We start from the raw sequence: 13,920 nt of genomic DNA, 5'->3' as shown, positions 1-13,920 counted from the left end.
TCAAGCCGGGTCAAATGCTCCGCCGCTGCCACAGCCGGCCACCCAGCGCCTTGTCCTTCAGCACCGCGCGCGCCGCATTATGTCCCGGCGCGCCGCTCACGCCTCCGCCCGGATGCGTGCCCGCGCCGCACATGTAAAGACCCTCGACCGGTCCGCGATATGCGCCCTGGCCCAGCACGGGCCTTGCCGCCCACAACTGGTCCAGCGTCATGGCGCCGTGCATGATGTCGCCGCCGACCATGCCGAACTTCCGCTCAAGGTCGAGCGGCGACAATATGTCCCGCGCGATCACCGACGCGGCAAAGCCCGGCGCATAAGCATCGACCGTGGCGATGACATCGTCCGCCGCTGCTTGCCCAGCATCGTCCCAGCTTCGTCCATCGGGCAATTGCGGCGCAAATTGCTGGCAGAACAGGCTTGCGACATGGCATCCCGGCGGGGCAAGGCTGTCGTCGATGATCGACGGGATCAGCATTTCGACGATCGGCGCGCGAGACCATCCGTCTGTCTTCGCGTCGGAAAAGGCGCGGTCCATATAGTCCATGTCCGGCGCGATGATGATCCCGGCTTCCAGATGCTCGCCCTTGCCCGGCAGGCAGGAAAAATCGGGCAGTGCCGACAGGGCGACATTCATGCGGAAACTGCCCGATCCAACTTTGAAGTTCCGCACGCGCTTGCGGAAGTCTTGCGGCAGGTCGGCGGGGTCCATCATCTGTTCGTACAACAGCTTGGGTCCGACATTGGCGATCACCGCCGTGCCCATTACCTCTTCGCCGCTTTCCAGGCGCACGCCCACGGCCCGCCCGCCGTCCACCAGCACAAGCTCGACCGCCGCTTCTAGGCTGATCTCGACGCCCATTGCCCGTACGACCCGCGCCATCGCCTGCGTGATCGCGCCCATGCCGCCGACGCTATGGCCCCACGCACCCTTCTTGCCGTTCACCTGTCCCATGACATGGTGCAGCAGGACATAGGCACTGCCGGGCGTGTCGGGGGACGCGTAGTTGCCGACCACGGCGTCGAAGGCGAAGACCGCCTTGACCGGATCGCTTTCGAACCAGCCATCCAGGAACGCGCGGGCGGATTTCAGGAACAGGTCCAGCAGGTCGCGCCGTGCCTCCAGCGGCAGTGCCGCCACCCGCTTGCCCTGCGACAGGGCCGCGATCAGCATCGGCAGCCCGTCGCCCGCATTGGGCGGCGTCTCCAGCATCAGCCCGCGCAGCACGTCCGCGATCCTCTCCAGCGTTGCCTGGTAATGGGGAAGGGCGGCCGCATCCTTCTTGCTGAACTTGGCGAACTCTCCTTGCGTCCTTTCCAGCCCGCCGCCCACTTTCAGATAGCGTCCGTCGGGCAGCGGCAGGAAATTGGCGATCGGCCGCTCGATCACGCGATAGCCGTGATCGGCGAGCGCCATGTCCTTGATCACCTTGGGATGCAGCAAGCTGACGGTGTAGCTCGCGACGGAATTGCGGAAGCCGGGGTGGAACTCTTCCGTCACCGCAGCGCCGCCGATTATGCCGCGCCGCTCCAGTATCCGCACCTTGTACCCCGCCCGCGCCAGGTAGAATGCGCAGACCAGCCCGTTATGCCCACCCCCGATAATGACCGCGTCATATTTATACATATGTACAACAACTCGGTTGGCGGGGGGAGGGTTCTCCTCAAAACTCTTTTAATTCACTACTTCCTTCACGACTTCCATACCGCCGCGCCAATCCCGCGCAAACCATCAACTGAATCTGATGGAACAGCATGACCGGCAATAATATCGGTCCCACCGCACTTGCCGGAAAAAGAACCCCCGCAATTGGCACCCCCGTCGCCAGACTCTTCTTCGACCCGCAAAACTGCAACACCACCGCATCTTCCCGCGACAGTCCCAGCAGTTTTCCCAGTCCCCAGGTAAACAGCAACACCACCGCCAGGATAGCGATCGACAACAGCGCCATCAGCATCAGTTCGCCTCGCGAAACCTTGTGCCACAGTCCCTCGACCACGGCCGCGCTGAATGCGGAGTAGACGATCAGCAGGATCGATCCCCGATCCACCCGTCCCAGCATAGCCTTGTGCCGCGACACGAAGCCGCCGATCCACGGCCGCGCCAGATGACCGAGCAGGAAGGGCAGGAGCAATTGCAGCACGATCCCCTCGATCGCCGACAGGGAAATCAGACTGCCTGCGCCTCCCGCCGCCTTCTGCATCAACAGCGCCACCAGCAACGGCGTCAGCACGATGCCCAAAAGGTTGGAAAAGGACGCACTCACCACCGCCGCCGCGACATTCCCGCGGGCAATCGCCGTGAAAGCGATCGACGACTGCACCGTCGATGGCAGCAGCGTCAGGAACAGCAATCCCGCCCGCATCTGAACGGGGATCGCCTCCACCTGCTGCGTCGCCAGTCCGATCAGCGGGAACAGCGCAAATGTCGTTCCCAGCGTCGCCAGATGCAGCTTCCACGCCTTCGCCCCGTTCCAGATCGCGTCACGTGACAGCTTCGCGCCGTGCAGGAAGAACAGGAGTACGATACCCGCGTCCGCAAATATCCCGACGACATGCGCGCCCTCTCCCCGCGCGGGCATGAAGGAGGCAAGCGCCACCATCGCAATCAGCAGCATGAGGAATGGGTCGGCAATTTCCCGAAGACGGCTCATCCCTGCGGCTGTAGGCAGTCTGGCGGGAAAAGAATAGACGCCGGGCCAATTCGCCGATTAGTGGACAGTCTGGAAATGGAGACTGACATGAGCGACGAGATCGGTATCATCGAACGGGACGGCGTCCTGGAAATCCATATCGATCGCCCGGACAAGAAGAATGCGCTGACCGCGGCCATGTACAACAGCATGACAGCCGCCCTTGCCGATGCGTCGGCGCGGAAGGATATCGGCGCGGTCCTGATCGCGGGAAAGGGAGACGCCTTCTGCGCGGGCAATGACCTTAAAGACTTCACGCAAGGCCCGCAGGGCGGCGCCGCGGCATTCGCCTTCATCCGCGCGATCGCAAGCTTCGACAAGCCGCTGGTCGCCGCCGTCCAGGGACTGGCGGTGGGCGTGGGCACGACGATGCTGTTCCACTGCGACCTTGTCTATGCAGCGCCCGACGCTCGTTTCATCATGCCTTTCGTCAATCTCGGCATCGTGCCGGAAGCAGGCTCAAGCCTGCTCGCGCCTGCCACCCTGGGCTATGCGAAGGCGGCGGCGATGTTGTTGTTGGGCGAACCGATGGACGCCGAAACGGCAGATCGCGCGGGCTTGGTAACGGCTGTCATAAACGGCAGCGAACTGGTCGAGCATGCTCGCGCAAAGGCATCCGCTCTCATGCAAAAGCCGCCTTTGGCCTTGGCCGCCACTCGGCGTCTGTTGAAGGGTGATCAGGCGCTGTTGCTTGATCGCATCGACGAGGAAGCGCGGCTTTTCGAGCAGATGCTGGAGTCGGAAGAAGCTCAGGAAGCCTTCGCCGCTTTCTTCGAAAAACGCCCACCCAAGTTCCGCCGGACCTGATAGCGAAGATGCAGGACGCGCGCCGCGCTAGAAAAGTCCAGGACGGTCAGCGCGATTTCGTTCAAGCAGCCATGCGAACCGGGTTCAGCACAGGAAACGGGAATAGGGATGAGCGACAAGGCCGGAACCATGGCTGATACAGTGCCAACCCCGGCAGGGCGCTTCACCCTGCTGGAACCACTGCGGCAGCGGACCTATCGCACCATCTGGATCGCCAGCCTCTTTTCGAATTTCGGCCAGTTGATCCAAGGCGTCGGTGCTGCCTGGCTGATGACGCGGCTCAGTGCATCGCCACAGATGGTGGCGCTGGTGCAGACCGCCCTCATGCTGCCCCTGATGCTGGTGGCGCTCCCCGCTGGGGCGATCGCGGATATGTTCGACCGGCGCAAGGTGGCGCTGGCCGGGCTCATATTCGCGTCCTTGATGGCCGTGGGACTGACGCTGCTTGCGGGCGCCGGGTTGCTCTCTCCTTGGACATTGCTGCTCTTCTGTTTTCTGATCGGGGCAGGGGTCGCTCTGTTCGGGCCTGCATGGCAGGCATCGATCGGCGAGCAGGTGAGCGGCGAACATCTTCCTGCAGCCATTGCCCTGGGAACGATCAGCTACAATGTTGCCCGCAGCTTCGGTCCGGCGATCGGCGGCATCATCGTGGCTGCCTTTGGAGCGATGGCCGCCTTCGCGGCCAATGCCGTCTTCTACCTCCCCTTGATCATCGCCTTCCTGCTTTGGCAGCGAGAGCATAAGCCTTCGCGCTTGCCGCCGGAGCGGATCGACCGGGCGATCATATCGGGCGTCCGCTACGCACTTCACGCACCATCCATCCGCGTGGTGCTCATCCGCACCCATGTCGTAGGGCTTGCCGGGGCATCCGTGTCGGCTCTGACGCCGCTCATCGCAAAGGACCTGCTGCAGGGCACGGCGAGCACCTATGGACTGCTGCTGGGCGCCTATGGCGTAGGCGCTGTGTTGGGGGCTGCCGGACTTGATTTTGTCCGTCAAAGATTGCGGCCGGAAAAGGCTGCCCGGTCTCTGTCCCTGCTGCTCGGCGCCATGATCCTCCTCGCGGGAGTCAGCGGCAATACGCTTCTCACCTGCACTGCATTGATGATCGCCGGAGCAGCCTGGATGATCCTGGTCGCGCAGTTCAACGTCGCGGTTCAAATGTCTGCACCTCGCTGGGTCACGGCGCGCGCGCTTGCCTGCTACGGCTCGGCATTGACGGGCGGGCTCGCGCTGGGGGCGTGGATTTGGGGATCGGTCGCCAGTGCATTCGGCACTGGCGAAGCGATGATGTTGTCGGGAGCGGCGATGATGTTGAGCGCGCTGCTGGGCCTCATCATTCCACTTGCCCCATCGCTGCCTGACGGCCTGGAAGAAAGCATCCTCACCCATCAACCTCAGGTCGGGTTGGCGCTGACGCCGCGAAGTGGGCCGATCATCGTGGAGATCGATTACAGGGTCGATATTGACAAGGCTCGCGATTTCTACGCGGCCGTGCAGAAGCTGCGCAGTGCTCGCCTGCGTAGCGGTGCCTTTGGCTGGTCAGTGGCGCGCGACATCGCCGATCCTGCGCTTTGGACGGAACATTATCACTGTCCGACTTGGGGCGACTATCTGCGCCAGCGCGACCGCATGACCATTAGCGACCGGCAGGTGGAAGACGCGGTCAACATATTTCATGAGGGCAGTAATGAAGGTCGGGTGCGGCGGCGGCTTGAACGGCCGACCGGTTCTGTGCGATGGCGTGCGGACACGCCAGACCGGCGGGATGAAGCCATCGATATAATCTATCCTTAGATCAACCGGTTCGGTCTGGGCCGACGGGAAGCGTTGTCAATATCGGCAGGAGCGTTAGAATCGCTCTGAAATGGAGTTGGAGAGCGGCATGCCTAGGCAGTCGAAACGGACGGTAGGGCGTCCCCGAAGACTGACGCTGGAAGCGATTGTCGATGCCGCTTGCGAAGTCGGCATCGCCAAGCTGGAAATGAGTCTGGTCGCTGAAAAGCTGAATACCGGCGTCGCAACATTATATGGCTATGTCCGTGGCCGCGAGCATCTGCTTGAACTCGTGGCGCAGCGCCTTGTCGGGCAGGCACTGATTAAGGATGAAGGGCAGAGCTGGCAAGAAATATTGCGTGAGCATGCCACGATTACCTATCGGCTGTTTCAATCTCTGCCTCAACTCATCACTAACCTGATGGCCAAAGAACCTGAGCAGCATTCGTTCGACTATTCAGCAAGGGTGCTCATGATGCTGGAAAACAGAGGCCTTCCTGCGAATTTGGCAGTCGACGCATATATCGAAGTCAACCAGGTCGTGATTGGCGCTGCGATCAGCATGATGCGGAGAGAAGGACTCGCTCAACTGATCGCTGAAGACGAGAATGAATGGGATCCGCTGCCAGCGATCCTCGGTGATTACCGGATTACATTGGAACGTATCATTTCGGGCTACGAGGCGGATCTGCAATCCCTGGGGCCAAAAGCGCGCCGGGCCTGACTTTTGCGAGAGAAAATGAAGCTCTCCCATTTGGGAGGTTTGATGATTCGCACCTTCTGTCATCTGGATCGGCGAAAGGCTGGAAAAGACGATGACAGACAATAACACGCTCACCCACCTGGCGCGCCTGGAAGCGGAGAGCATTCATATTTTGAGAGAGGTTGTGGCCGAGGCTGAAAAGCCGGTCATGCTATATTCCGTGGGCAAGGACAGCGCCGTGATGCTGCACCTCGCCCGCAAGGCATTTTATCCTTCGCCGCCGCCATTTCCCTTGCTCCACGTCGACACGACCTGGAAGTTCAAGGCGATGTACGACCTGCGCGACCGCATGGCGCGGGAGAGCGGCATGGAACTGCTGGTCTATCAAAATCCTGAGGCGAAGGAGCGGGGGATCAACCCGTTCGACCACGGCCCGCTGCACACCGACATGTGGAAGACCGAAGGTCTGAAGCAGGCGCTCGACCTCTATGGCTTCGACGCAGCTTTCGGCGGCGCGCGCCGCGACGAGGAAAAGAGCCGCGCCAAGGAGCGCATCTTCTCCTTCCGCACTGCTTCGCACGGCTGGGACCCGAAGAACCAGCGTCCCGAACTGTGGAACCTCTACAACGCCAAGAAGAACAAGGGTGAGAGCATCCGCGTCTTCCCGATCAGCAACTGGACCGAGCTGGATATCTGGCAGTATATCCACCTCAACAATGTGCCGATCGTGCCGCTCTATTTCGCGCAGAAACGGCCCACGGTCGAGCGTGACGGCATGCTGCTGATGGTGGACGACGAGCGCTTCCCGCTGAAGCCGGGCGAAGAGCCGGTGATGCGCTCGATCCGCTTCCGGACGCTCGGCTGCTATCCGCTGACCGGCGCGGTGGAGAGCAACGCGCAGACGCTGCCGGAAGTCATTCAGGAAACGCTGCTGACCACCACATCCGAACGCCAGGGCCGCGCCATCGATAAGGACGCGGGCGGCGCGGGTATGGAGAAGAAGAAGCAGGAAGGCTACTTCTGATGGCGGCAGTGCGCCCATCTTTGCTCACGCGGAGACGCGAAGACGCGGAGGGGCTGCAATCAAGCCGCAGGCTTTCTCCTTTTGGCCATGGTGCGGCCCGATGCTGCGACTTGTCCGGCAATGCGGCTTCGCCGCGTGCGCGGCCTCTCTGCGTCTCTGCGGCTCCGCGTGAACCCTCTTAACCAGATCAACGAGATCCCAGCTTGCACTGGGATGACGGGACAGATGACATGACCGACACTCTCGACGAACCCATTTACAAGACCGACGCCCTCATTGCCGAGGATATCGACGAATATCTGAAGGTGCATGAGCACAAGACGATGCTGCGTTTCATCACCTGTGGGTCGGTGGACGATGGCAAGTCCACGCTGATCGGCCGCCTGCTCTACGACAGCAAGATGATCTTCGAGGATCAGCTGGCGGCGCTGGAGGCGGACTCCAAGCGCGTGGGCACGCAGGGGCAGGAGATCGACTTCGCCCTTCTCGTCGACGGCCTCGCCGCCGAGCGGGAACAGGGCATCACGATCGACGTCGCCTATCGCTTCTTCGCGACCGAAAAGCGCAAGTTCATCGTCGCCGACACCCCCGGCCACGAACAATATACGCGCAACATGGTGACGGGCGCATCGACCGCGGACCTCGCCGTCATCCTGATCGACGCGCGCAAGGGCGTGCTGACGCAGACCAAGCGTCACAGCTATCTGGCGCACCTGATCGGCATCAGAAATATCGTGCTGGCCGTGAACAAGATGGATCTGGTCGATTATGACCAGGCGGTCTTCGATGGCATCGTCAAGGATTACACCGAGTTCGCGCGGTCGATCGGCATCCAGCATTTCGTGCCCATGCCGATTTCGGGCTTCAAGGGCGACAATATCACTGGCCCTTCGGAAAACACGCCCTGGTACAAGGGTCCGTCGCTCATCACGCATCTGGAGACTGTCGAGGTCAACAGCGCGACCGATGCGGAAAAGCCCTTCCGCATGCCGGTGCAATGGGTGAACCGCCCGAACCTCGACTTCCGCGGCTTTTCCGGCCTGATCGCGACCGGCACGGTGAAGCCGGGCGACGCCGTGCGCGTGCTGCCTTCGGGCAAGACCAGCACCGTCACCCGCATCGTGACGCTGGATGGTGATCTTGAGGAAGCAGTGGCGGGCCAGTCCGTGACCATCTGCTTCGCCGATGAGATCGACTGCTCGCGCGGCGACGTCATCGCACTCGCCGACAATCCGCCGCAGGCCGCCGACCAGTTCGAAGCGACCATCGTCTGGATGGCGGACGAGGAAATGCTGCCCGGCCGTCCCTACTGGCTGAAGGTCGGCACGCAGACCGTCACCGCGACGGTGCAGCAGCCCAAATATCAGGTGAACGTCAACACGATGGAGCATCTGGCGGCCAAGACGCTGGACCTGAACGCCATCGGTGTCGCGAACCTGTCGACCGACAAGCAGATCGTGTTCGAACCTTATGAGCAGAACCGGACGCTCGGCGGCTTCATCCTGATCGACAAGATCACCAACGCCACCGTGGCTGCGGGCATGCTGCACTTCTCGCTGCGGCGGGCGCAGAATGTCCACTGGCAGGCGACCGACGTCACCCGCGAATTCCATGCGGGCCTCAAGAACCAGAAGCCTGCTGTGCTGTGGTTCACGGGCCTGTCTGGCGCGGGCAAATCGACCATCGCCAACCTTGTCGAAAAGAAGCTGGCGCGGATGAACCGCCACACCTTCCTGCTCGACGGTGACAATGTCCGCCATGGCCTCAACAAGGACCTTGGCTTCACCGATGCCGACCGCGTGGAAAATATCCGCCGCGTTGGCGAGGTTGCAAAGCTCATGACCGACGCGGGTCTGATCGTCATCACCGCCTTCATCTCGCCCTTCCGTTCGGAGCGCGAAATGGTGCGGCAAATGATGCAGCCTGGCGAGTTCGTCGAAGTGCATATCGACACGCCACTCGCCGAAGCAGAGGCGCGCGACGTCAAGGGTCTGTACAAGAAAGCGCGGTCTGGTGAGCTCAAGAACTTCACCGGCATCGACAGCCCTTATGAGCCGCCAGAGGACCCGGAAATCCGCATCGACACCACGTCGCTGACGGCAGACCAGGCCGCTGACCTCATCATCGCGAGGCTGATCCCATGAGCGAGGCGATGAGCGATGGCGATCTCGCCGCGCACCTCGCCGAGGTCGCGGGACGGATCCTGATCAACGTGCGGGCCTCGGGGCTGTTCAGCCCCAAGGCGCTGGGCAAGGCGGGCGACCAGACCGCCAACCAGTTCCTCGTCCACGCCCTGCGGGAGGTCCGTCCCGAAGACGGCCTCCTGTCGGAGGAGGAGAAGGACAATCCCGAACGGCTCGCCAAGAGCCGCGTCTGGATCGTCGATCCGGTCGATGGCACCCGCGAATATGGCGAAGAGCGGTCCGACTGGGCGGTTCATGTCGGCATGGCTGTCGATGGCGAGGCCGTGCTGGGCGCGGTCGCGCTACCGGGCCTCGACCTCACCGGCAGCGGAGGCGGCACCGTGTTGCGGTCCGATCAGCCGCGGCCTCTGCCGGACGCGCCGGAAAAGCTCCGCATGGTCGTGTCGCGCACTCGCCCCGCGAAAGAAGCTGTGGCGGTCGCCGAACGGCTGGACGCGGAACTGGTGCCGATGGGTTCGGCAGGCGCGAAGGCGATGGCCGTGATCCTGGGTCAGGCGGACATCTACCTCCATTCCGGCGGCCAATATGAATGGGACAGCATGGCCCCGGTCGCGGTGGCGCAGGCGCACGGCCTGCACTGTTCGCGCATCGACGGCAGTCCGCTGATCTACAATCAGGAAGATGTGTATCTGCCTGACCTGCTCATCTGCAGGAAGGAACATGCCGAGCAGGTGCTGAGCCTGATAAGCGAAGTACAGGTCAGCGCTTGATATCTGCATGAACTGAATTGAGCCACGCCGCGAGCGCGCAGCGTGGCTCAAACTTCATCTGGTTAAGGCGAACTGGACCGAGACGGTCGCACCCAAAGTCAATTCGCCAGGCGCTACAGGACTGGGTGGAGGCGGGGGAGGGGGCGCTCCTGCCATGCGACCTGTCACCATGATGGGTTGAACCGGATAGTAGCCGCCGCCCTCGCTGATCGAGATGGTTCGCGAAATCCTCAGGCCTGCCGCGCGGGCGTACAGCTCGCCGCGAGCGTGAGCATCCTTGACGGCGGCGACCCGTGCTTCGTCCAATGCGGCCTTTGGATCGTCCAGCGTGAAGGAAGGACCATCCACCTGGTTGGCACCTGCCGATACCAGCGTGTCGATGATGCGCCCCATCTCGCCCAGTTTGCGCACACGCACCTGAACATTGTTGCGCGCTTCATAGCCGATTATGCGCGGAGCCTCTGGCTGAACGGGCGCGACATAGGGTTCCCGCGCCATTCGCGCCCTCAGCTGCGCTTCCTGTTCAGGATTGGAATATTGCGGCTGAAGCGAGAGCGCCGAGGTTTGAATATCCCTGTCTCCGATGCCCGCACGTTTGAGCGCTTTGATCACCTCATCCATCCGCGTGGCATTGGCCGCCAGAGCCTCGCCTCCAGTCTTTCCCTGCGTGACCACGCCTGCCGAAAAAACGGCAAGATCGGGCACCTGCCGGCTCTGCCCTTCGCCGCTGACCACGAGTAGCGTTTCATCCGGTGTAAGAACCGGCGTTGCCGCTGGAAGTTGAGCCTGCACCATCGAAGCTCCTCCCGCCACGGCGATCAGAAAGGCAAGGTATTTCATCGGCATCTCCTGATCCGTTGCTTTAGCGCAACGTATGTTCGAGCATCCGGTTGCATGATCGATGTCATGAACGCAGCAACTTCGGCGGCTCCCCTGCGTTGCGGCGGAAGGAGATGCTGATGAAAATGATGAGAGAAGATCCCGCTGGCTGGCTGACCATGTTGGCGCGGCTTGGCTTTGCCGCGCGCGGTATTGTGTATCTGTTGATCGGCGTGTTCGCCATGGACGCTGCGCTCAATGGAGGTCGTCCCAGCGACAATCAGGGGGTGATGGGCACGATCGCGGAAGCGCCGATGGGACGACTTCTCCTTGTTCTTTGCGCCCTGGGCTTTGCTGGCTATGCTTTCTGGCGGCTTACAGAGGCGGCCTTGGACCCCGAACATAGGGGCGAGAACATGAAAGGCCGGTTTGAGCGCGCGGGCTATGCCGTGAGCGGGATCATCCATGTCGGGCTGGCTGCCGCAGCTGCAAAGCTTGCCATGCGACAGGCCGCGCCTGCGAGCGGGAGCCCCGGCGACCAGGCAGCACAAAGCTGGTCCGCCTGGCTGCTCGAACAGCCGGCCGGGCCGGTTTTGCTGGCTCTGGTGGCGATAGCATTCTTCGCGACAGCGGCCGCTCAGGCGCTCAAGGCCTACAAGGCCAGCTTCGATGACTTGGCAGGCGACGTACCAGCCCCGGCGCAAGTGCGTTGGCTCGGCCGGATCGGATATGCTGCACGGGCATTGGTCTTTGCGATGATCGGGTGGTTTTTGATCAATGTCGTGCTTCATCGCAATCCTGATGAGGCTGGCGGATTAGGCGCGGCGCTCAGGCAATTGCGCGAACAGGATCAGGGTCCGATCCTGCTGCTGATCGTGGCCGCTGGACTCGCGCTATTTGGGTTGTTCAGTTTGGTGGAAGCTCGATACCGGCGGCTGCGCGTCGTCACCCCTCGAAGGCCTTAGCAGCATAAGCCGTCCCAACGATCGAAGGCATCAGGTGCCGCGATTACCGCGCGGCACCCGACTGGGCGAGCCAAAGCGCCACGATCCATCCCGCGACGGCACAGCCGCCGAACCAGATCAACCACATCGCGGCATCGCCCGTGTAGGCGATGCCCACTCCGGGCACGATAGCGCCAACTACATAGAGATGGCGCATTGGCTGACCATGGCCACCGTGCAATCCCGCAGCCCGCCTCCGCTTGGGATCACCAAGGCCCAGGATGGTGAGCAGGCCGACGGAAAATGCCGTTGCGGCGAGGACAAACCAGATCATCATTCGGCCGCCTGAAGTGTAAGTTCGCCTGAACGCGGGGCGCGCTGCGGGAAATGGCGGGCAAGCATCCAGAAGCCTGCGATAAGAAGTGCGATATCGACCGCGGCTATAATGGGCTGACCTGCTTTCATGGCGATGACCCATCCCGGACCGCCCATGAACAGGCGGAGGGAGGGCAGGATGAGCATCAATATGCCCATGCCGCATTCAAGAAGGATACTGAGCTTTATCCGGTCCCTGATGAATGCTCCGCCTATTATCACCAGAGCGGAAGCCATCAGGAAACCAGCCGGTGTCCAGAAAAGGGCGCTTCCGGACGAGGTGGTGCACAGGAATGCGACAGCGGTACAAAGCAGTGCAAACGGCAGCCCGAGACCGACGATTGTAACCATCCGATCAAGCCAGCCCAATGACCTAGTCTCGTTTGCGCGGCGAACGACCCAAAGGCGCAGGCCGGTCAAGGTCACATAGCACATCGCAAAGCCAAGCCCGAACCAGACCGCTTTCGACAATATGCCAGCAAAATTGCCAAAGTGCAGTGGCGACATGATCCCTGCCAGGGCGCCACCGGCGGACGGCCTTGTCCCAATCAGCGGCTTCACCTGCTCGAAACGGCCGTCCGCACCGTCATATAGCAGGCTGATGGGCACGACGCCGCCTTTCTCCGGCGGGTGAAAAGTCGTGACCTTGGCATCTGCGCGGCCGAAATTCTCGATCGTCACGAAGGTCGGGATTTCACCGGTCCGCTGGATGGCGTCGCGCGTGATCCTATCAATGCCGCTGGTGGGGGCCGGGCGGGGGTCCGCTTGCCCCGGATTGCCGAATACGCTGCTGTTGAGAGCCTGAACGTCGCCGCCAAACGCGGCCATGGCAACGATCGGAACGCCTACCGTGCCAAAGAAGGAGAAGAAGCTTCCCGTGAAAGCGAGGATGAAGGCGAAGGGCAAGCTCCACGTGCCCGCGACACTGTGCCGGTCGCGATTGAAAAGCACCGGATTTGCCTTTCGCCGCAGGGTGAATATGTCCTTGAACAGGTGGCGGTGTATCATCAGGCCGGACACCGCCGCGACCAGCATCGCCAGTCCGAGTATGCCGGTCAGCAGCAGGCCCCAAGGATTGGGCAAATGTAGACGGACATGTGTGTCGACGAGAAAATGGCTGAGCGCGTCGTCGTTGCGTGGACCAAATACTTCCTCGCTGGTGCCGGCTTGACGATCGATGACTTGGCCATTGCTGTTGACCCTGTAGAAGATGCCCCTGCTTACCAGTTCACCGTCCGGGTCAATCTCATGCCGGTGGAAGAAGGCGCCAAGATCATGGTCGCCAACCTCGAAGAGATCGACGCCTTCATGATATTTGGTTGGGGTCTGGCTTCCCAGTGCCTGGACGCTCTGCCCGATCGGGCGCTCGAACGCTGATGTACTGGACATATGACCCGAAGACCAAATGCCGATTTCCTCCGCGAACACGGCAGCCGTGCCAGTCAGGACCACGGCATAGAGGATAAGGCCGAGCAATATCCCAGACCAGCCATGGACAGCCACCATCAGCTTGGTTTCATTCTTCGGGAGATGGATCATCTGCCTCCCTCCTTGGCTGTGGATGGCCAATTGGCCCATTTATGCGCGAGCAGCCCGCCATGTGTCAGCAGCAGCGCCAGCGCAATGAGCGCGACACGGCCGACGCTGCGATCAAGGCAGGCGTGAAAGAAAAGCACAGCCCAGATCAATGGCGCGAGCACGAGCGGCAAGACCAGATTGTCGATTCCCGCCCTTCCTCCGGGCAACCACAAGGTCATGCCCGCCATCACGATAACGGTGACGCAGATCGCTCCTGGTCCTGCCAAGAGGATGCGGCTCCAGCGCTTCTGAGCAGGGGGTCCAGCCTTCGCTTTCATGCCCCCTTCATA

The 13,920-nt window shown here is 61.8% G+C and carries 13 protein-coding genes; 7 read left to right on the top strand and 6 right to left on the bottom strand.

Annotation, left to right across the window (positions count from 1 at the left end):
- Positions 1–10: 10 nt before the first annotated feature.
- Positions 11–1,624 carry a phytoene desaturase family protein gene (locus MU848_RS14335; protein ID WP_247233614.1) on the bottom strand — a complete coding sequence of 538 codons (1,614 nt, stop codon included), beginning with the start codon at positions 1,622–1,624 and terminating at the stop codon, positions 11–13.
- 37 nt (positions 1,625–1,661) lie between these two features.
- Positions 1,662–2,651: a bile acid:sodium symporter family protein gene (locus MU848_RS14330; protein WP_097093577.1), complete on the bottom strand. Its 990-nt coding sequence runs from the start codon at positions 2,649–2,651 to the stop codon at positions 1,662–1,664.
- Between the two features lie 87 nt (positions 2,652–2,738).
- On the opposite strand from MU848_RS14330, the gene MU848_RS14325 reads away from it, so the two are divergent.
- The 6 genes from MU848_RS14325 to MU848_RS14300 all read left to right on the top strand — a co-directional run bounded on the left by MU848_RS14325 (position 2,739) and on the right by MU848_RS14300 (position 9,914).
- Positions 2,739–3,497 (top strand): enoyl-CoA hydratase, encoded by a 759-nt coding sequence (locus MU848_RS14325; RefSeq protein ID WP_097093675.1) that lies wholly within the window; start codon positions 2,739–2,741, stop codon positions 3,495–3,497.
- 108 nt (positions 3,498–3,605) lie between these two features.
- A complete protein-coding gene (locus MU848_RS14320) occupies positions 3,606–5,294 on the top strand; it encodes an MFS transporter (protein ID WP_315862480.1) in 1,689 nt (562 codons plus the stop codon).
- Between the two features lie 88 nt (positions 5,295–5,382).
- Entirely contained in the window at positions 5,383–5,997 is a 615-nt protein-coding gene (locus MU848_RS14315) for a TetR/AcrR family transcriptional regulator C-terminal domain-containing protein (RefSeq protein ID WP_201516033.1), read from the top strand.
- Between the two features lie 91 nt (positions 5,998–6,088).
- Positions 6,089–7,000: a sulfate adenylyltransferase subunit CysD gene (gene cysD / locus MU848_RS14310; RefSeq protein WP_247233612.1), complete on the top strand. Its 912-nt coding sequence runs from the start codon at positions 6,089–6,091 to the stop codon at positions 6,998–7,000.
- A 230-nt stretch (positions 7,001–7,230) separates the two neighbouring features.
- A complete protein-coding gene (gene cysN / locus MU848_RS14305; protein ID WP_247233610.1) occupies positions 7,231–9,144 on the top strand; it encodes a sulfate adenylyltransferase subunit CysN in 1,914 nt (637 codons plus the stop codon).
- The gene (locus MU848_RS14300; RefSeq protein WP_247233608.1) at positions 9,141–9,914 is read left to right on the top strand and encodes a 3'(2'),5'-bisphosphate nucleotidase CysQ; all 774 of its coding nucleotides are present in this window, start codon (positions 9,141–9,143) and stop codon (positions 9,912–9,914) included. The genes cysN and MU848_RS14300 overlap by 4 nt, the downstream gene beginning before the upstream one ends.
- Positions 9,915–9,968: 54 nt before the next feature.
- On the opposite strand, the gene MU848_RS14295 is transcribed toward MU848_RS14300, so the two are convergent.
- On the bottom strand, positions 9,969–10,754 hold the full coding sequence (locus tag MU848_RS14295; protein ID WP_247233606.1) for an SIMPL domain-containing protein: 786 nt from the start codon (positions 10,752–10,754) through the stop codon (positions 9,969–9,971).
- Between the two features lie 119 nt (positions 10,755–10,873).
- Between MU848_RS14295 and MU848_RS14290 the strand changes: the two genes are divergently transcribed.
- Positions 10,874–11,698 carry a DUF1206 domain-containing protein gene (locus MU848_RS14290; RefSeq protein ID WP_247233604.1) on the top strand — a complete coding sequence of 275 codons (825 nt, stop codon included), beginning with the start codon at positions 10,874–10,876 and terminating at the stop codon, positions 11,696–11,698.
- A 43-nt stretch (positions 11,699–11,741) separates the two neighbouring features.
- Here the strand turns inward: MU848_RS14290 and MU848_RS14285 are convergent, their stop codons facing one another.
- From MU848_RS14285 to MU848_RS14275, 3 genes are read right to left on the bottom strand one after another with little or no spacing between them, the layout of a single operon-like run.
- The gene (locus MU848_RS14285) at positions 11,742–12,014 is read right to left on the bottom strand and encodes a hypothetical protein (RefSeq protein ID WP_247233602.1); all 273 of its coding nucleotides are present in this window, start codon (positions 12,012–12,014) and stop codon (positions 11,742–11,744) included.
- Positions 12,011–13,591, bottom strand: a complete 1,581-nt coding sequence (locus tag MU848_RS14280) for a PepSY-associated TM helix domain-containing protein (RefSeq protein ID WP_247233600.1) — start codon at positions 13,589–13,591, stop codon at positions 12,011–12,013. Before MU848_RS14280 ends, MU848_RS14285 begins: the two co-directional genes overlap by 4 nt.
- Complete coding sequence (locus MU848_RS14275; RefSeq protein WP_247233597.1) at positions 13,588–13,908, bottom strand: hypothetical protein; 321 nt, start codon at positions 13,906–13,908, stop codon at positions 13,588–13,590. The genes MU848_RS14280 and MU848_RS14275 overlap by 4 nt, the downstream gene beginning before the upstream one ends.
- Positions 13,909–13,920 lie beyond the last annotated feature (12 nt).

Origin of the sequence: Sphingobium agri (assembly GCF_023051225.1) — a bacterium.
Taxonomy (GTDB): Bacteria; Pseudomonadota; Alphaproteobacteria; order Sphingomonadales; family Sphingomonadaceae; genus Sphingobium; species Sphingobium agri.
Note: the sequence above shows the minus strand (reverse complement) of the source record. Positions and strands in the feature narration are given on the sequence as shown.